The organism is Zoogloea dura (assembly GCF_012927165.1).
Lineage (GTDB): Bacteria > Pseudomonadota > Gammaproteobacteria > Burkholderiales > Rhodocyclaceae > Zoogloea > Zoogloea dura.
The window spans coordinates 69757-87175 of sequence record NZ_JABBGA010000013.1 but is presented as its reverse complement, the minus strand read 5'-3'; the positions used below and the strand labels follow the sequence as shown (position 1 = coordinate 87175).

Below are 17419 nucleotides of genomic sequence, written 5' to 3'. Positions count from 1 at the left end.
CAGCCCCTCCCACGCCATCCGCGCAATAAAAAGCCGGCCTCGCGGGCCGGCTGATAGTGCGGGGAGGGCCTGCCCTCAGCGGAACACCACCGTCTTGTTGCCATGCACCAGCACCCGGTCTTCCAGGTGGTAGCGCAGGCCGCGGGCGAGCACCGCCTTCTCGATGTCCTTGCCGTAGCGGACCATGTCCTCGACCGAGTCGGAGTGGTCGATGCGGATCACGTCCTGTTCGACGATGGGGCCCTGGTCCAGCTCTTCGGTGACGTAGTGGCAGGTGGCGCCGATCAGCTTGACGCCGCGCTCGTAGGCCTGGTGGTAGGGCCGGGCGCCGACGAAGCTGGGCAGGAAGCTGTGGTGGATGTTGATGATCTTGCCCGGGTGGGCGGCGCACAAGTCCGGCGACAGGATCTGCATGTAGCGGGCCAGCACCATGGTGTCGCCGTGGGACTCCTCGAACAGACGCTGCACCTCGGCGTAGGCCTGGGGCTTGTTGTCGGCGGTCACCGGGACGTGGTGGAAGGGGATGCCGTGCCACTCGACGAAGCCGCGGAAGGTCTCGTGGTTGGAGATCACGCAGGGGATCTCGATGTCGAGCTCCTTCGACTGCCAGCGGGCGAGCAGGTCGTAGAGGCAGTGCTCCTGCTTGGAGACCAGGATGACCACGCGCTTCTTGACCGCCGAGTCGGTGATCTTCCAGTCCATGTTGAGTTCTTCGGCGATGGGCCGGAAGCGCTCGCGGAACTCGGTGAGCATGAAGGGCAGCGAGTCCGCCCGGATCTCGATGCGCATGAAATAGCGCCCGCGGCTGTCGGCATCCACGGCCGGTTCGGCGTGCAGGGCGGTTTCGAGGATCCAGCCTTTGTGCTCGGCGATGAAGCCGGAGACCTTGGCGACGATGCCGGTGCGGTCGGGGCAGGAGGCGGAGAGGGTGTAGAAGCGTTCGCGGTGCATGGCGGCGGGGGGCTGCCGGCCGCGCGGGCGGCCGGCGCGGGAAGGGTCAGATGCGGGCGGAGGCGGCGCGGATCTGGGCCATCAGGCCGCTGTACTCGCGCTCGACGGGGAACTGCGGGAACTCGGCGATGACGTTGTCCGGGGCGCGGAACAGGATGCCGGCGTGGGCTTCCTGGAGCATCGCGGTGTCGTTGTAGGAGTCGCCGGCGGCGATGACCTTGAAGTTGATTTCCTTGAAGCGCTGGACGGCTTCCTTCTTCTGGTTGGCCATGCGCAGGTGGTAGTTCACCAGGAAGCCTTCGGCATTGGCCTCGAGCTTGTGACAGAAGAGGGTGGGCATGCCCAGCTGCTGCATCAGCGGCATGGCGAATTCGTAGAAGGTGTCGGACAGGATGATGACCTGGAAGTCCTGGCGCAGGGCGTCGAGGAAGTCCTTGGCGCCGGGCTCGGGGCCCATCTCGGAGATCACCTTCTGGATGTCGGGCAAGCCCAGCTTGTGCTGCTTGAGCAGGTCCAGGCGGTACTTCATGAGCGTGTCGTAGTTCGGCTCCTCGCGGGTGGTGCGGCGGAGTTCGGGGATGCCGGTGCGCTCCGCGAATTCGATCCAGATTTCGGGGACGAGAACACCTTCGAGGTCGAGACAGACGAGTTGCACGGCGGGAAGCTCCAGGTTACGACGGTTGATTTGGGGGAATCCGCGATTCTAGCAAAGAGACCGTGACGGCTTGAGGGAATTGCGTTCAGGAAGGCACGGACCTGCAGGGGCGGATTCATCCGTCCATGAACTTCGATTCCGCACTTGCGGGCGGCTGGAGAGGGGGGTGTAAAACGCTGGGGTCCTGCCGAGGCTCGTGTTGTCCAGGGCGTGTTGGTTATTCTGGTTCTGTGCCTTTGTCTGGGCGGCTTTCCGTTGTTTTGCGTTGGATTGGCCGGGATTTCGCCCCGGCGGGCGACCTTCTTTCTTGCTTCGCCAAGAAAGAAGGCAAAGAAGGCGACCCGCCTCGCCGGTCATTCGCTACGCGAATGACTCCCCTGCGCTGCTCACGGCAGGCGGCCGGCGCGGAACTCGCCCTTCGGGCTCAGACAGCCGCGCCGGACTACCCCGCCTGCCGTTCCGCTGCTCGGCGGGTCGGAACGGGCTTTGGCCAAGCACCGAGCCTTTACGGAAAAGCCGGTGGGTGCGAGACGCTGGGTTTTGCTTTTCTCGTTGGAAGCCAGCCTCGGCTTCAGCAAACGCGCGGTGTTTGCGAAAAGCCCGTTCTGACCCGCCGAGCAGCACAGCATCGGGCGGGGCTTTCCGGCGTGGCTGTCTGAGGAGGCGCAGCCGACGAGTTCCGCGCCGGCCGCCCGATGCGAGCAGCGCAGGGGAGTCGTTCGCAACGCGAACGACCGGGGAAGCCGGGTCGCCTTTCTTTCCCCCTTTCTTTGGCGACGCAAAGAAAGGGGTCGCCCGCCGGGGCGAAATCCCGGCCAACTCAACGCGGAAAACAGGAAAACCGTCCAGTAAAGGCGCTGACGCAGAATAACCAACACTCCCCGCAGCCTCAGTCGGCCGGGATGGCCTCCAGGGCTTCGTGCAGTTCGAGCCAGCGCAGCTCGGCTTCGTCGATCTTCTCGGTCAGCTCGGCCTGGCGCTTGAGGAGCTTGGGCACCTCGCCGGCGTCGGGGCCGGTGTAGAGGTCCGGGTCGGCCAGGCGCTCGTCGAGCTTGGCCTTTTCGGTGTTCCAGGGGCCGAGTTTCTTGTCGAGCTGCTCAAGCTCCTTGACCAGGGGCCGGCGGGCGGCGAGGCGGGCCTGGCGGTCGGCGGCGGCGGCTTCCCGGTCGGCCTTGCGGCTGGCCTTGTCGGCGGCTTTGTCGGGGCACTGGCCGGCGGCGGCGTCGGCGGCGCGCTGCTGGGCCAGCCAGCTCTTGTAGTCGTCGAGGTCGCCGTCGAAGGGGGTCAGGCGGCCGCTGTCGACCAGCAGGAAGCGGTCGCAGGTGGCGCGCAGCAGGGCCCGGTCGTGGGACACGATGACCATGCCGCCCTCGTAGTCCTGCAGCGCCAGGGTGAGGGCGTGGCGCATTTCGAGGTCGAGGTGGTTGGTGGGCTCGTCGAGCAGCAGCAGGTTGGGCTGGTTCCAGATCAGGATGGCCAGCGCCAGGCGGGACTTTTCGCCGCCGGAGAAGGGGCCGCAGGGGGTGGTGGCCATATCTCCATTGAAGTCGAAGCCGCCCAGGTAGTTGCGCAGATCCTGCTCGCGGGTCTGCGGCGCGATGCGCAGCATGTGCTGCAGGGCCGATTCGTCGGGGCGCAGGCTCTCCAGGGCGTGCTGCGCGAAGTAGCCGAGCTGCAGGCCCTTGCCCTCGCGGCGCTCCCCGGCGCTGGGCTGGAGGCCACCGGAGAGCAGCTTGATGAGCGTGGACTTGCCGGCCCCGTTGCGGCCGAGCAGGCCGATGCGCTCGCCGGGGCGGATGGTCAGCTTCATGCCCGACAGGATGGGCTTGTCCACGTAGCCGGCGGCGGCGTCCTCGATCTGCAGCAGCGGGTCGGGGGCGGCGGTGCATTCCCGGAAGCTGAAGCTGAAGGGGTTGTCGATGTGGGCGGCGGCGATCAGTTCCATCCGCTCCAGGGCCTTGATGCGGCTCTGCGCCTGGCGGGCCTTGGTGGCCTGGGCGCGGAAGCGGTCGACGTATTTCTGCAGGTGGGCGCGCTCGCGCTGCTGCTTCTCGAACAAGGCCTGCTGTTGCGACAGGCGCTCGGCACGCTGGCGCTCGAAGTTGGAGTAGCCGCCGGTGTACAGGGTGAGCTGCTGCTGTTCGATGTGGGCGATCTGGTTGACCACCGCGTCGAGGAAGTCCCGGTCGTGGGAGATCAGCACCAGGGTGCCGCGGTAGTCGGTGAGCCACTGCTCCAGCCAGATGACGGCGTCCAGGTCGAGGTGGTTGGTGGGCTCGTCGAGCAGCAGCAGGTCGGAGCGGCACATCAGCGCCTGGGCGAGATTGAGGCGCATGCGCCAGCCGCCCGAGAAGTCGGACACCGGGCGCTCCAGGTCGGCGGCGCTGAAGCCCAGGCCGCTCAGCAGGGCGGCGGCGCGGGCACGCGCGGCGTAGCCATCGATCTCCTGCAGGCGTCCGTGGAGATGGCCGATCTCCTCGCCCTTGTGGGCGGCTTCGGCGGCTTCGAGGGCAGCCTCGATGCGGCGCAGCTCGGCGTCGCCGTCGAGGGCGTATTCGATGGCCGGGCGGGACAGGGCCGGCGTTTCCTGGGCGACGTGGGCGATCACCCAGGCGGCGGGGATCTCCAGGTCACCGGAGTCCTGGTGCAGCTCACCGCGCAGCAGGCCGAACAGGCTGGACTTGCCGCAGCCGTTGGCACCGGTGAGGCCGACCTTCCAGCCGGGGTGGATCTGCAGGCTGGCGCCTTCGATGAGAGTCTTGACGCCCCGGGCGAGGCGGAGATTGCGAAACTGGATCACGGCAGAGGAAGCGCGGGTAAGCGGGCTGGAAATCCGGTATTGTAAGCGGTCCCGAAGTCCATCGCCCTGCCGTCCATGCGTCTGCGCCAACTGACCCTCGCCGCCTGCCTGTCTTCCCTGTGTCTTGCCGCCCTGCCGGTTGTTGCCGAGGAGGCCCCGGTGCTTGATCCGGCCGCCGAAATGGCCCGCGCCAAGGGGCTGAAGGATGAGGCGTCCACCCTGCGCAAGGCCGCCGAGGCCCGCTTCTCCGAGGAGGAGATCGCCTGCTATCAGCGTTTCCTGGTCAACCGCTGCATCGATCAGGCGCGGGCCAGGCGGGTGGCCGATGTGCGCAAGGCCCGCGAGATGGATGTCGAGGCCGGCCGCATCGAGCTGGCCGAGAAGAACCGCCGTTATGCCGAGCGCCAGGCCGAGTCCGTCGAGCTGGCCCCACAGAAGGCCGTGGAGCGCTCGGAGCAGGAGGCGCGGGCGCGGGCCGGCAACGAATCCCGTCTGCGCCAGCTGTCCGACAAGGAAACCAGCCGCGTGCAGCGCGAGCAGGAAGGCAAGGCCCGCGCGGCGCAGGAGGTGGCTGAGCGCAAGCGCAAGGACGCTTCCGACGCGAGCCGTCGTGCCGCCGAGGCGAGGGCGGCCGGTGTGCGCGCCGAACAGACCCGTGAGGGCAAGGCCGATTACGAGGAGCGGGCCCGCAAGGCCGCCGAGAAGAAGGCCGAGAAAGCCGAGAAGGCGCGTCAGGCCGAGCAGGACAAGAGCAGCGGCAAGGCTGCCGGCAAGCCCGCCGGCGAGGCGGGCCTGCTGCCCGGCAAGTAAGTCTCCGCCGGCCGGCGCTCAGGCCGGCCGCGCCACGACCCAGGCGAGGGCGTCCTCGAGGCGGTCGTTGCCCCAGAACAGTTCGCCATCCGGGGTGATGAAGCTGGGCGCGCCGAACAGGCCGATCTCGCCGGCCCTCTCGGTCTGCCGGCGCAGGGTCTCCTTGATTTCCGGGCTGTGGGCGCGCTCGAGGATGGCATCGGCGTCGAGCCGCAGGCCTTCCAGGATGCTGCGGATCACCGCCGGGTCGGAGATCTCCCGGTCTTCGGCAAAGTTGGCCGTCATCACGGCCCGCGAGAATTCACCGATCCAGCCTTCCTCCACCCCCGTCAGAGCCACCCGGGCGGCCAGCAGGCCGTTGCGCGGGAAGCGCGACGGCACCTGCAGCGGCAGGCCGTAGCGCGCCGCCAGCCGCGCCAGATCCCGCCACATGTAGCGCCCCTTGGGCGGATAGATGTTGAAGGGCGAATCGTTCCACCCCAGAGACAGGAACACCGGCCCGAGCAGGAATGGGCGCCACTGCAGCGTCACCCCGGCCTCGCGGGCCAGGGCTTCGATACGCATCACGCTGAGGTAGGAGTACGAACTGGCGAACTCGAACCAGAACTCCAGGGTCTGTACATGCATGGGACATCTCCGGGGTGGTCAGATCCAGTCTAGCACTCATGCATGGAACCGCCCGCCAGGCGTCGCGCCGCACTCTGCCAGCGCGGCCGGAAGGGCTTGCGCAGCAGGCCGCGGAGGAAGCCGGCCAGGCCGCCCGACGTGCCGGGGCGGGGCTGCCCGCAGGGATGGATGTGCAGGCGGGCGCCGTGGTGGGCGGTCATCACGACGGTGCCCGGGCCATCCACCTCGAAGCTGCTTCCTGCGTGGAGGATCACATCCCGCGGGTCGCCGTAGCGGGTCACCCAGACACAGCCGGAGATGCAGGTGATCAGGGTGCCGGCGGCCTCGCCGAGGATGGTGGAGGCATGGCCCTCGAGGCTCACGCAACGGGTCGGGGTCAGGCTGCTCATCGATGTTCTCCCGGGCCTGCTTCGCGATGCGTGGATTGCATTTACGCGGTGGCCGTGAGTGCAGTATTGAGCCTTGTCAGGCCGGTCACAAACGGATAATTGGAATCTTTATGATGAGTAAAACGCATGGATGATCCGCTCCTCAGGCTGCCCCCGCTGGACCCTTTGCGGGGCTTCGTCGCCACCGCCCGGCTGCTCAGCTTCACTCAGGCGGCGAAGGCCTTGTGCCTGACCCAGTCGGCGATCAGCCGGCAGATCCAGTCGCTGGAGGAAGCGCTGGGGGTCAGCCTGTTCGTGCGCGGTACGCGGACCTTGAGCCTGACGCCCGAAGGTGAGCGCCTGTATCGGCTGGCCTCGCCGTGGTTGCGTGATTACGGCGAGCTGGCGGCGGGCTTCAAGGCGAGCAGCCAGCGCCCGCCGGTGACGGTGACGGCCAGTCTGGGCATCACCGCCCTGTGGCTGCTGCCCAGACTGCGCGACTTCCAGGCCCTGCATCCGGACATCGATGTGCGCCTGGCCAGCTTCAACCGGGTGGTCGAGCTGCGCCGGGAGGGAATAGACCTGGCCCTGCGCTTCAGCCCGGAGGCGGATGTGCCGCCCGGCAGCGAGCGCCTCTTCGGCGAGACGGTGTTTCCGGTGGCCAGCCCGGCACTGGGAATCGACGCGCTGAGCGCGGACAACCTGCCCACCGTCACCCTGATGAACTACGACGACCCGGGCTTTCCGTGGCTGGGCTGGGAGTCATGGCTGGCCGGGTATGGCCTGGCCGAGCGCCGGCCGCGGGCGGTGCTGCATTTCAATCACTACGACCAGCTGATCCAGGCGGCGGTGGCGGGGCAGGGGGTGGCCATCGGCCGCGCCGAGCTGGTGTCGGACCTGATCGCCGACGGTCGCCTGCGCCCGTTGGGCGAGACCCGCCGCTTCATCCGCGAGCGGGGCTACTGGCTGGTCTCCGCCACCTCCCAGCCGCGGGAGGATGTGGCCTGCTTTGCCGACTGGGTACGGGAGGCTGCCCGGCAGACCCGCGAGGCGGCGGCGGGCCTGACCGAAGGTGGCTGAACCCGTCGGGCTTACTTGCTGCCCAGCCGGGCGGCGACGAAGAGCAGGATCACCGCCCCCACCACTGAGCCGATGAAGCCGGCGCCCTGGCCCGCACGATAGAGGCCGAGGGCCTGGCCTCCATAAGTGGCCAGCAGCGAACCGCCGATGCCGAACAAGATGGTCTTGATCCAGCCCATGCTGTCGTCGCCGGGTTTGACGAAGCGGGCGATCAGCCCGACCAGCAGGCCGATGACGACGGTGGAGATGATGTCCATGATGAACTCCGTATTTGGGGAGGCCCGACTGTACGCTGCCCGACCCGGGCTCCTGGTTAAATCATGAAAACCTCAATGGCATTGCTGTGTCGCATTAATTTACACATATGTCTTATCATGCTTTTTGGCGGTAAGGCTTTGCAAGCGTAATCAGTGGTTTGCCGGAGCGGGTTCGGGACTTGCTAAGCAAGTAGTCCGAAAAAATCATGCTGGCAAAGGAAGCCATTGAAATGCACAACAAAATGAAGATCCTGGTCGCCTCCCTCCTGGCCTTCGGCGCATTTGCCGCCACCTCGGCCCAGGCCGACGTCCTCATCTCGAGCGGTTCGGCCACCGCGGGCTCGACCAGCGCGTTCGGGCCGACCACCGGAACCAGCTACGTCAGTGACGGCCGCTATGTGAACGATGCCGCCGGCAACAGCGCGTCGGCCTACGCCTGGGGCAACGACCACGGCACCTACCGGGCCGACTCTTCGGGGCAGGGGACCTTCGACAGTACCGCCGTCTTCCATCGCACCCTCCAGGTGATCAACGGCAACGCGGCGGCCACCCAGTATTCCCTCAACTTCTTCATCTACTACGGCTACCTCTCCATCGAGAACTGGGCCGGCGTGAGCGGCAGCGGCGCCACGGGCTACGACCTGAGCATCAAGCGCAACGGCAGCACCTCGCTCTTCGGCAGTTCGGCCCACCTGGACTCCAGCGGCAACCTGACGGTCAACAACGCGCTCAACGGCGCCCAGCTCTATTCCTCGGGCAGCGGCTATTCCTACAACTGGAACGGCACCTACGTGACCCTCGACCTGGGCGTGCTCGGCGCCGGCGAGAGCATGAACATCGATTTCGACCTGGTCACCACGGCCAGCGGCAGCTACGCGGTGCAGGGCTACTCCTGTGGCTATTATGGTGAGTACGGTGGTGAAGTGCCGAGCGTGATGAGCGACGCCTATGGCGACTACGGCGGTACCTGCTACCAGACCGGGCAGGTGACCGGCGCCCTGGGCGATCCCGCTGATCTGAGCTCCACGCTGCCGCCGGGGGGTGTGAACTTCGTGGTGAGCAGCACCCCGCTCAATCAGGTGCCGGCGCCCGGAAGCCTCTCCCTGCTGGGGGTCGGCCTGGGGGCCATGGCGCTGGCGCGCCGTCGCCGACGCTGAACCGTCTGCTGATATCCTCCACCGCGACGCAGGCGGCCGCCGTTCCCGGCGGCCGCCTGCGTCGCGCCCATTTCCTCTCTGCCGCACGACATGGCCACCATCGCCCTGATCTGGGAACTCGGTTCCGACTACGGCCACATCGGCCGCTATCTGCCCATCGCCCAGGCCCTCAAGGCCCGCGGGCACCGCCCGGTGATGATCCTGCGGGACATCTCGCGGGCCGACGAGATGCTCGGCCCCTACGGCCTCGAATACCTGCAGGCGCCCCTGTGGCTGCCGCCGGTGTCGGGGTTGCCCCAGGCTCTCAACCTCACCGAGTCCCTCTTCCTGTTCGGCTTCCTGCAGCCGGCCGGGCTGCTGTCCATCCTGCGTGCCTGGCGCAAGCTCTTCGAACTGCTGCGGCCGGATCTGCTGGTCTTCGACCATGCGCCGACGGCCCTGCTGGCCAGCCGCGGCCTCGGTCTGCCCCGGCTGATCACCGGCAACAGCTTCGCGGTGCCGCGCCGGGCCACGCCGATGCCTCTCTATCAGTGGTGGGACCCGAAGGCCGGGGCGCCGGCCCGGGAGCAGGACTGCGAGGACAAGCTGGTGCGCAACGCCAACCACGCCCTTGATGCGCTGCAGGCGCCACGCCTGGCGTGCGTCGCCGATCTGTACGAGGCCGAGGCCACCCTGATCACCGGCGTGGCGGAGCTCGACGTGTATGGGCCGCGGGCCCCCGAGCTGTATGCGGGAGCAATCAACAGCATTGATCATGGCGCCGAGCCGCGCTGGCCGACGGGGCGGGAGCGCCGGGTGTTCGCCTATCTCAAACCCCACTATGCCCAACTCGAGCCGGTGGTGAGCGCCTTGTCACGGCTCGATGCCAGCGTGCTGGTGTTTGCACCGGGGCTGGCCAGGGCCACCGTGCAGCGCCTCCAGACCGCCAACCTGGCCTTCAGCTCTGAGCCCCTGCGCATGCGCAGCGTGCGCGAGCAGGTCGACATGGCGGTGTGCCACGCCGGCGGCACCGTGGATGTCATGCTGGCGGCGGGCAAGCCGCTCTTCGTGTTGCCCCTGCAGATGGAGCAGATGATGACCAGCCGGCGCCTCGAGCAGACCGGCTGCGGGCTGTATTACTGGCACCAGCAACCCCCGCGGGAGATCGAAAAGGGCTTGCGCAAGGTGTTCGGGACACCGGAGTTCAGCGCCAGCGCCCGGGCCTGGCAGGCCCGTAACGCGGCGCTCACCCAGGAAGCCTCGCTGGCCCGTCTGCTGTCCAGCTGCGAGGCGCTGTTGGCTATGCGGCCCTGAGGCGGTTTAGCGCCGCGCCTCCAAGGTGGCTCAGCGTCCCGCCAGCCAGGCCGCGATGCCCTCGCCGGCCCGCCGTCCGGCAGCCAGGCAGGCGGTGAGCAGGTAGCCGCCGGTCGGGGCGTCCCAGTCCAGCATCTCGCCGCTGCAGAACACGCCGGGCAGGGATTTGAGCATCAGGGCCTCGTCCAGATCTTCAAAGCACACTCCGCCGGCGCTGCTGATGGCTTCGTCAAGGGGGCGGGCGGCCACCAGCTCCAGCGGCAGGGCCTTGATGCGCTCGGCCAGGCAGGCCGGATCGGCCAGCTCCGCGGCCGACAGGCATTCCCGCAGCAGGGCCATGCGCACCCCCGTGATGCCCACCCGGCTCTGCAGATGGCTGGCCAGGGAGCGGGCTCCGCGTGGATGGGCCACTTCGGCGCGGACGCGCTCGAGGCTGCGGCCGGGCGCCAGGTCGAGGCGCAGGATGGCCCGGCCGTTCGTTTTGAGGCGCTCGCGGATGCTGGCTGACAGCGCATACACCAGGCTACCCTCGATGCCGTCGTCGCTGATCATGGCCTCGCCCGGACGCATCGGGGCCTCCACCCCGTCTACCGCCAGGGCGATCGACTTGAGCGGTTCGCCGGCGAAGCGCTCGCGGAAATGGGCACTCCAGCCGGCGTCGGGCCGGGTACGCGGCGAGGCGACCACGAAGCCGCAGTTGGCGGGCTCCAGGGGGGCGATATTCACGCCGCGCCCGGCCAGCACCGGCACCCAGGCGCCGTCCGAGCCCAGGCGGGCCCAGCTGCCGCCGCCCAGGGCCAGCAGGGTGGCGTCGGCGCGGACGTGGCGCTCGCCCTCCGGGCTGACGAAGCGCAGCGCGCCATCGGCCGTCCAGCCGGTCCAGCGGTGGCGAACGTGGATGCGCAGGCCGGCCTCGCGCAGGCGCGTCAGCCAGGCGCGTAGCAGCGGCGCTGCCTTCATCCCGGCGGGGAAGACCCGCCCGGAGCTGCCGACGAAGGTGGACACCCCCAGTGCCTCCACCCACGCCCGCAGGGCCTGGGGCGGAAAGGCCCGGAGCAGGGGCTCGATCCGCTCGCGGCGGGCGCCGTAACGGCTGGCGAAGGCCTCGAAATCCTCCGCGTGGGTGATGTTGAGGCCACCCCGTCCGGCCAGCAGGAACTTGCGCCCGAGCGAGGGCATGGCGTCGAAGAGGTCGGCCTGGATACCTTGCCGTGCAAGGGTTTCGGCGGCCATCAGGCCGGCCGGGCCGCCACCGATGATGGCGACGCGGCAGGAGGCAGGGAAATGCATGGGGGAGGACGTTGTTCACGGGGACAGGTGCGGGATTGTAGTGGCCCCGTCCGCGCTGACCTAGAATCCTGTGCAGGCCGTAGTCCGCGACCCGACTGGAATCACCCAGGAAGCGCACATCATGCCCCGATCTTTCATGCTCTCCCTCGCCGCGCCGCTGTCACTGGCGGCGGCTGTGTCCCTCTTCGCGGCGCCTGCCGCAGCCGAGCCGGCCCGTGATCATCTGGCACGGATCACCCAGTCCGGCCCCGCCGGCCTCAAGCTCGCTCAGGACGCGGGGCGCAAGGCAGCATTCTTCTGCGCCAACTGCCATGGCGAGACCGGGGTAAGCAAATATCCCGAAGTGCCCAACCTGGCCGGCCAGCACCCTGTGTATGTGCTGGGGCAGATCGAGGCCTTCCTGTCCGGGCGGCGCAAGGACGCCTTCATGCAGGGCCTGATGAAGGTGCTCAGTGAGGAAGAGAAGGCGCAGATCGCCCTCTTCTTTGCCGCTCAGCCGGTGCCGCCTGCAAAGGCCGTGGCCGTCGTGGGAGAGGGCAAGGAGCTGTTCAGCCGCAACTGTGCCCGCTGCCACGGGGCCGAGGCCAAGGGGGGAGAGACCTTTCCCCGCCTGGCCGGGCAGCAGGATGAATACCTGCGCCGCAGCCTGCAGCGCTACCTGAAGGCGAGCGGTGAGCGGATCTACCCGCCGATGACGGCCGCGGTGAACGGCCTCGGCGAGAAGAACATCGAGGCCGTGGTCAATTACCTGTCCAGTCAGCCCTGAGCGGCGCGGGCCGCCAGGGCCCGCCAGCAGGGCGACCGGCCGGCCCTAGCGGGTGATGGGCACGCCCCCCTCGCTGCCGCCAAACACCGTCACGCCTTCCTTCACCGTGCCGATCACGCGGATCTCGCCCAGCTTGTCGGCCGGGGTCTTCAGCGGATTGGCCGACAGCACCACCAGGTCGGCCAGCTTGCCGACGGCGATGCTGCCCTTCAGCTTTTCCTCGCCGAGCTGGCGGGCCGGCAGCAGGGTGATGGCCTTGAGGGCGTCCAGTGTACCGATCTGCTGGTCCTCGCCGACTGCTCGCTTGATGGCCGCCGCCAGGGCTCCGAAGGGCGTGGGCTCCGGCTCCGCCGCGTCGTGGGTGAGGAACACAGGCACGCCTTGTTTCAGCGCGGCACCGGCGGGGATGAAGCGCGCCGTGCGCTCGGCGCCGAGGGCATCGTCCTTCAGTACGTCGAGGGACAGGCCGAGGCGGCGGGGCGTCAGGGCCAGGCTCACGCCCAGGGCCTTGAGGCGCTCGATCTGATCGTCGCGGAGGGTCTGGGCGCCCACCAGCAGGGGCCGGCGGTCCTTACCCGGATGCTTGTCGGCGGCGGTCCCCAGACCCTTGATGAACTGGTCGATGGCGGCGTCGCCGTTGGCCTGCACGGCCACCTGCCAGCCGCTGGCGTAGGCCTGGGCGAAGAGTTCTCCGGCCTGCTCGTCGCTGGCGCCGGGGTAGCCGGCGTAGCTGGTGCGCTTGCCCGGCGGCGGCAGCTTGTAGGGCTGGGTCAACCAGGCGCTGCGGGTCTCGGCGCTGCCGTCCAGGGTGAAGGACACGCCGGCCAGCTTGAGGCGTTCCTTGTAGTAGCGCGGCGTGATGGTCTTGCTGCCCTTCAGGGCCTGGGCGCTGCTGCCCAGGTCGGCGTAGATCAGCACGTCAAGCTTGAGGGTGCCCAGCTCGGCCGCCTGGGTGTACAAGGCCAGGTCATCGGCCGTGGCGCGGCCTTCGACGGCGGTGGTGTAGCCGTTGCGCAGGTAGAGGCCCTGGCCCTCCTGGATCATCGCCTGGCGCTCCTCTTTGGGGAGTTGCGGCAGGCTGCCCAGCAGGGCGAAGGCGGCGCTGCCCTCGAGCACGCCGTCCGGGTCCTTGGAGCCGGGCCAGCGGCCGATGCTGCCGCCCGCAGGGGCCACGCTGTCGCGGCCGATGCCGGCGAGCTCCAGGGCCCTGGAGTTGGCCACGAGCTGGCGGCCCGACTGGTGGACGATGATCACCGGCTTGTCCCGCGACACGCTGTCCAGATCATGGCGCGAGGGCTGGCGCTGTTCGCGCAGCCGGGTCTCGTCGTAGCCGAAGCCGATGATCCAGCCGAAGCGCTGGGCCAGGTCGCCCTTGCTCCATTCGCGGAGTTCGCGCAGCAGGGCGCCGGTGTCGCCGACCCGGCCTTCCGGCGGCGACTGCAGGCGCGCCGCCACCGAGAACAGGCCGCTGCGCGAGAGCTGGCCCCAGGCATCGACGAAGCCGGGGGCGAGGGTCTTGCCGGCCAGGTCCACCACCTCGGTGCCCTCGCTCTTCCAGCGGGCCAGGATGTCCTTGCTCTTGCCCACCGCGATGATCTTGCTGCCTTTGATGGCCACCGCCTGGGCGGCGGGGCGCTTGTCGTCGAGGGTGATGATGTCGCCGTTGGTGAAGATCACGTCCGACAGGGGCGGCGGAGGAGGGGCTGGCGGCGGCGCGTTGGGATCGGCAGGGGCCCCGCTGGTGGGTGCCGCGGCTGTCGTCGCAGGGGCGGCAACGGGGGCCGCCGGCGCAGGCGTGACCGCCGGTGCCGGGGTGCTGCGGGGGGCGGCGGCGCTCGCTGGGGCGGCCGGCTTGGCGGCAGGCGTCTGGGCGAAGACGGGGGAGGCGGCCACGGCCAGCAGGATGGCCAGGGCTGCGGGGCGCAGGGTGAAGGCGGCGGATGGCATGTCGGGATTCCCCAAAATGGTGGGGCCAGCCCGCCCGCAGGCGGCCGGCGAACCCGCCGAGCATAGCATTCCCGCAGCGCATCACCTGTGACGGGCTTGGGGGGCAGGGCCGTGCAGGGGCGGCTTCAGCCGCCCGCGGACTCTGCTAAACGGCCTGCCTCCGGATCAACGCGCGGCGGGCGGCTGAAGCCGCCCCTACAGCCCCCGCGCCCATCCCGGGCGCAGGGGCGCTCCGCCCGGATCGGCGATCGCCGTCCGCACCTGCGCCAGCAGCCTGTCCTTGTCCGCCCCCAGGGTGCCCTTGAGGACCAGCCAGTTGCTGGCGTGGTCCGAGCGGAACACGGTGCGGCGCAGCTCCAGCTGCGACAGGAAGCGCTCCATCTCGTGGAACAGGCCGGGCGGGTCCAGGGGTTCCCATTCCGGAAAGCCGGCACGGAAGCGCGCTTCGCCGCCGGGGAAGCTCACCACCAGGGTGGACAGGTATTCCGGCTGGGTGGCGTTGGCCAGGCGGGCCGAGTTGTCGGCGTGCTGCTCGCTGAACACCCGGCCGCCGAGGCCGTTGAGGATCATCACCGAGCGGGTGATGCCGGCCTCGCCGAGCTTGTCGAGGGCGCTGAGGGTGGATTCGAAGCTCTCGCCCTTGCTCACCCGGGCCAGCACCGTGTCGTCGCCGGACTCGGCACCGAGGTACACCATGCTCAGGCCAGCCTCGCGCAGGGCGTCGAGTTCGGCCACGCTCTTCTTCTTGAGGTTGCGGGCCAGGCAGTAGCTGGACACCCGGTGCACCGCGGGAAGGTGTTGGCGGATCGCTTCCAGGATGTTGAGCAGGCGGCGCGTCGGCAGCACCAGGGCATCCCCGTCGGCCAGGAAGATCCGCCGGATCTGTCCGCCATAGGTGGCTCCCACCCGTCGGATGCTCTCCAGCACCTCGTCTTCGCTGCGGGCGCGGAAGGCTTTCTGGGGGGCAGTGTACATTTCACAAAAGGTGCATTGGTTCCATGAGCAGCCGTCGGTGACCGGCAGGATCAGGGATTGCGCCTCGGAGGGGGGCCGGAAGACCGGCTCGACGTAGCGGATCAGGGGGGCGTTCATGCGGGGCGGGCTGCGAAAGACGAGGATGAGAGGCTACCATCCGGACCTGCGCGCCTGCGCATGGACGGGCGCGCGGGTTCTGGGGATGGGCGTATGAGTGAATCGACGACGGGTAGTTGCAGCGGCGCCTGTGCTTGCGCTGCGGCGAGCGCGCCGGCGGGGGCCGGGAGTATGGCCGGTGGGGCGCCTGGAGCAGGGGCAGGCGTGGCATCCTGCCGCTCTACCTTCCGGGTGGGCGACATGGACTGCCCGGCGGAGGAGTCTCTGGTGCGCATGGCCCTGGATGGCCATGCCCAGGCTCTGGAGTTCGACCTGCTGGCGCGTACCGTCAGCGTCTGGCACAGCCTGCCGGTGGACGACATCGAGGCCTGCATCGCCCGCCTGGGCATGGGGGCGGAGCGCTTGCACAGCGGGCCGGCGGACGGGCTGCCAGCTGCGGCGGCCACCGATCCGGTGGCCGAGCGCCGGGCGCTGCGCTGGCTGCTGGCCATCAACGCCGTGATGTTCGTGATCGAAGGTCTGGCCGGCTGGTGGGCCGAATCCTCCGGCCTGCTGGCTGACGGCCTCGACATGTTTGCCGACGCCGCGGTGTATGGGGTGGCCCTTTACGCGGTGGGGCGCAGTGCCGCCCTGCAACTGCGCGCCGCTCATTTTGCCGGCTGGCTGCAGCTGGTCCTCGGCGTCGGGCTGTTCGGCCAGGTCATCGACCATGTCATCCACGGCTCGGCCACCGTGGCTTCAGCCATGATGGGTGTTTCCCTGCTGGCCCTGGCCGCCAACCTGAGCTGCATGTTCCTCATCGCCGGCCACCGCAATGGCGGCGCCCACATGAAGGCCAGTTACATCTTCACGGCCAACGATGCCCTCGCCAATGTCGGCGTGATCGTTGCCGGCGCCCTCGTCGCCTGGCTCGGCCAGCCCTGGCCGGACTGGCTCATCGGCAGCCTGATCGGCGCGGTGGTGGTGGGCGGGGCGGTGAGGATCCTGCGGCTGAGGCGGGACTGAGGCGCGTTGCTCCCGACCTTATCGGCACGTGTCCGGGCGGGGAGAATGCGCCAGAATGCGGCATTGCGGAAAAGAAGGCAGGCAGTGCTCCGGGGGGCTCTTGTCCGTTTCACGTCCGCACTCAAGGAGGCATGGAGTGGTATTGCTATTGGAGCTTGCAAGAGGGCTGGCGGCCCTGTGGGTGTTTTTCTTCCATGTGAAGTCGACCTTCGAGGTGGCCTCGCCGGGGATTTACCAGTTGTCGGGATATGGCAGCCTGGGGGTACCCATGTTCTTCGTCATATCCGGCTATGTGATCGCCTGCTCGGCGGAGTCCTGCCTGGCGCACGGCAAGTCGCCGCTGGTCTTCCTGAAGGCCCGGGCCTTGCGGATCTACCCGACCTTCTGGGCCTCGGTGGCGGTGGTCCTGGCGACGCCCTACCTGGTTGCCTTGATCAGCGCGGCCAAGTCCGGCGGCTACGAGGCTCCGGAGAACATGCTGTTCAGGTTCGACCATGTGGAGTGGTTCAACTTTCTGTTGCTGAGCAAGGTCTTCTGGGCCACGACGGACGATCTGCAGGCGGAGTTCAACACGATCAACTCGGTGTACTGGACCCTGGCCATCGAATTCCAGTTCTACCTCGTGGTGTTCCTGGCCTTGAATTTCCGGCAGTACTACCGGCATGCCATCGCCATCGTGTCGGGCGTGGCGCTCCTGCTCATGGTGGTTCCGGCGGAGATCAACAAGGGTTTGTTCATTCACTACTGGCCGTCCTTTTCGGTCGGTGTCGGCCTGGCCTACCTGCACCGGAGCGGCTTCTGGGCGGGGCGTGTCCTGAGGAGCAAGGCGACCCAGTTTGTGGCCATGGTGCTGGTGACGGCCTTGCTCATCGGCTCGGTGGCCGTGCTGGAAGGCAATCATCTGGCCTTTGCGCTGTGCTTCGGGGTGTTCCTGTGGGCGGTTTCCGGCTTTGAGAAGTTTCTCGGCAGGATCAAGAACGGGGACAACAAGCTCTACTTCTGGTTGCTGGAGCCCTGGCTGATGCTGGGCGCCATGTCGTATTCGGTGTATTTGCTGCATGGCAAGCTCAACCAGCTGCCGCACATGTTCGTGCGCCAGATCCTGGGCCCTGAAAGCATCCTGTACGGCGTGCTGCTCGTCGTCGGCACCCTGTTGCTGTGCTACCCCTTCTATCTATTGGTAGAGAGACGTTTTCTGAGTAAGGGGTACAAGCGCATCCACCAGGAGGTGCTGACAGGTGCCCCGGGGGGCGGGGTGTGACGGTCCCGGTATTCCCCTGGCACATCACGGCGCCAGGGCTGCCCCTGCAGGGTCTGCCCT

The 17419-nt window shown here is 68.4% G+C and carries 16 protein-coding genes; 7 read left to right on the top strand and 9 right to left on the bottom strand.

Going from position 1 to position 17419, the window contains the following annotated elements:
* Positions 1-75 precede the first annotated feature (75 nt).
* The 3 genes from purU to HHL15_RS15810 form a co-directional block, all read right to left on the bottom strand.
* Positions 76-951, bottom strand: a complete 876-nt coding sequence (gene purU / locus HHL15_RS15820; protein ID WP_169146755.1) for a formyltetrahydrofolate deformylase — start codon at positions 949-951, stop codon at positions 76-78.
* Positions 952-997: 46 nt separating this feature from the next.
* On the bottom strand, positions 998-1606 hold the full coding sequence (thrH, locus tag HHL15_RS15815; RefSeq protein WP_169146754.1) for a bifunctional phosphoserine phosphatase/homoserine phosphotransferase ThrH: 609 nt from the start codon (positions 1604-1606) through the stop codon (positions 998-1000).
* Positions 1607-2495: 889 nt separating this feature from the next.
* Positions 2496-4406 carry an ATP-binding cassette domain-containing protein gene (locus HHL15_RS15810; protein WP_169146753.1) on the bottom strand — a complete coding sequence of 637 codons (1911 nt, stop codon included), beginning with the start codon at positions 4404-4406 and terminating at the stop codon, positions 2496-2498.
* Positions 4407-4481: 75 nt separating this feature from the next.
* Between HHL15_RS15810 and HHL15_RS15805 the strand changes: the two genes are divergently transcribed.
* Complete coding sequence (locus HHL15_RS15805; RefSeq protein WP_169146752.1) at positions 4482-5216, top strand: hypothetical protein; 735 nt, start codon at positions 4482-4484, stop codon at positions 5214-5216.
* 18 nt (positions 5217-5234) lie between these two features.
* Here the strand turns inward: HHL15_RS15805 and HHL15_RS15800 are convergent, their stop codons facing one another.
* Together HHL15_RS15800 and HHL15_RS15795 are read right to left on the bottom strand one after the other, a co-directional pair.
* Entirely contained in the window at positions 5235-5843 is a 609-nt protein-coding gene (locus HHL15_RS15800; protein WP_169146751.1) for a 2-hydroxychromene-2-carboxylate isomerase, read from the bottom strand.
* Positions 5844-5872: 29 nt separating this feature from the next.
* Positions 5873-6232, bottom strand: a complete 360-nt coding sequence (locus HHL15_RS15795; protein ID WP_169146750.1) for a DUF2917 domain-containing protein — start codon at positions 6230-6232, stop codon at positions 5873-5875.
* Between the two features lie 126 nt (positions 6233-6358).
* On the opposite strand from HHL15_RS15795, the gene HHL15_RS15790 reads away from it, so the two are divergent.
* Positions 6359-7291, top strand: a complete 933-nt coding sequence (locus HHL15_RS15790) for a LysR substrate-binding domain-containing protein (RefSeq protein WP_169146749.1) — start codon at positions 6359-6361, stop codon at positions 7289-7291.
* 11 nt (positions 7292-7302) lie between these two features.
* On the opposite strand, the gene HHL15_RS15785 is transcribed toward HHL15_RS15790, so the two are convergent.
* Positions 7303-7548, bottom strand: a complete 246-nt coding sequence (locus tag HHL15_RS15785) for a GlsB/YeaQ/YmgE family stress response membrane protein (protein WP_169146748.1) — start codon at positions 7546-7548, stop codon at positions 7303-7305.
* A 230-nt stretch (positions 7549-7778) separates the two neighbouring features.
* Between HHL15_RS15785 and HHL15_RS15780 the strand changes: the two genes are divergently transcribed.
* Both HHL15_RS15780 and HHL15_RS15775 read left to right on the top strand, forming a co-directional pair.
* Positions 7779-8705, top strand: coding sequence for a PEP-CTERM sorting domain-containing protein (locus tag HHL15_RS15780; RefSeq protein ID WP_169146747.1), 927 nt, complete (start codon positions 7779-7781; stop codon positions 8703-8705).
* Between the two features lie 90 nt (positions 8706-8795).
* Positions 8796-9998, top strand: a complete 1203-nt coding sequence (locus HHL15_RS15775) for a glycosyltransferase (RefSeq protein ID WP_169146746.1) — start codon at positions 8796-8798, stop codon at positions 9996-9998.
* A gap of 30 nt (positions 9999-10028) precedes the next feature.
* On the opposite strand, the gene HHL15_RS15770 is transcribed toward HHL15_RS15775, so the two are convergent.
* Positions 10029-11288, bottom strand: coding sequence for a TIGR03862 family flavoprotein (locus HHL15_RS15770; RefSeq protein ID WP_169146745.1), 1260 nt, complete (start codon positions 11286-11288; stop codon positions 10029-10031).
* Between the two features lie 121 nt (positions 11289-11409).
* On the opposite strand from HHL15_RS15770, the gene HHL15_RS15765 reads away from it, so the two are divergent.
* Positions 11410-12054, top strand: a complete 645-nt coding sequence (locus tag HHL15_RS15765) for a c-type cytochrome (protein WP_169146744.1) — start codon at positions 11410-11412, stop codon at positions 12052-12054.
* A 45-nt stretch (positions 12055-12099) separates the two neighbouring features.
* Here the strand turns inward: HHL15_RS15765 and HHL15_RS15760 are convergent, their stop codons facing one another.
* Positions 12100-14001, bottom strand: a complete 1902-nt coding sequence (locus HHL15_RS15760; protein WP_169146743.1) for an amidohydrolase — start codon at positions 13999-14001, stop codon at positions 12100-12102.
* A 195-nt stretch (positions 14002-14196) separates the two neighbouring features.
* A complete protein-coding gene (locus HHL15_RS15755; RefSeq protein ID WP_169146742.1) occupies positions 14197-15093 on the bottom strand; it encodes a radical SAM protein in 897 nt (298 codons plus the stop codon).
* A 204-nt stretch (positions 15094-15297) separates the two neighbouring features.
* On the opposite strand from HHL15_RS15755, the gene HHL15_RS15750 reads away from it, so the two are divergent.
* A complete protein-coding gene (locus HHL15_RS15750) occupies positions 15298-16098 on the top strand; it encodes a cation transporter (protein ID WP_328825053.1) in 801 nt (266 codons plus the stop codon).
* Positions 16099-16234: 136 nt separating this feature from the next.
* Positions 16235-17359, top strand: coding sequence for an acyltransferase family protein (locus HHL15_RS15745; RefSeq protein ID WP_169146741.1), 1125 nt, complete (start codon positions 16235-16237; stop codon positions 17357-17359).
* Positions 17360-17419: the final 60 nt, after the last annotated feature.

Bases quoted from the DNA above. Each gene is read 5' to 3' on its own strand.
- purU (WP_169146755.1), bottom strand. From the start codon at position 951: ATGCACCGCGAACGCTTCTACACCCTCTCCGCCTCCTGCCCCGACCGC.
- HHL15_RS15805 (WP_169146752.1), top strand. From the start codon at position 4,482: ATGCGTCTGCGCCAACTGACCCTCGCCGCCTGCCTGTCTTCCCTGTGT.
- HHL15_RS15800 (WP_169146751.1), bottom strand. From the start codon at position 5,843: ATGCATGTACAGACCCTGGAGTTCTGGTTCGAGTTCGCCAGTTCGTAC.
- HHL15_RS15795 (WP_169146750.1), bottom strand. From the start codon at position 6,232: ATGAGCAGCCTGACCCCGACCCGTTGCGTGAGCCTCGAGGGCCATGCC.
- HHL15_RS15790 (WP_169146749.1), top strand. From the start codon at position 6,359: ATGGATGATCCGCTCCTCAGGCTGCCCCCGCTGGACCCTTTGCGGGGC.
- HHL15_RS15785 (WP_169146748.1), bottom strand. From the start codon at position 7,548: ATGGACATCATCTCCACCGTCGTCATCGGCCTGCTGGTCGGGCTGATC.
- HHL15_RS15780 (WP_169146747.1), top strand. From the start codon at position 7,779: ATGCACAACAAAATGAAGATCCTGGTCGCCTCCCTCCTGGCCTTCGGC.
- HHL15_RS15775 (WP_169146746.1), top strand. From the start codon at position 8,796: ATGGCCACCATCGCCCTGATCTGGGAACTCGGTTCCGACTACGGCCAC.
- HHL15_RS15770 (WP_169146745.1), bottom strand. From the start codon at position 11,288: ATGCATTTCCCTGCCTCCTGCCGCGTCGCCATCATCGGTGGCGGCCCG.
- HHL15_RS15765 (WP_169146744.1), top strand. From the start codon at position 11,410: ATGCCCCGATCTTTCATGCTCTCCCTCGCCGCGCCGCTGTCACTGGCG.
- HHL15_RS15760 (WP_169146743.1), bottom strand. From the start codon at position 14,001: ATGCCATCCGCCGCCTTCACCCTGCGCCCCGCAGCCCTGGCCATCCTG.
- HHL15_RS15755 (WP_169146742.1), bottom strand. From the start codon at position 15,093: ATGAACGCCCCCCTGATCCGCTACGTCGAGCCGGTCTTCCGGCCCCCC.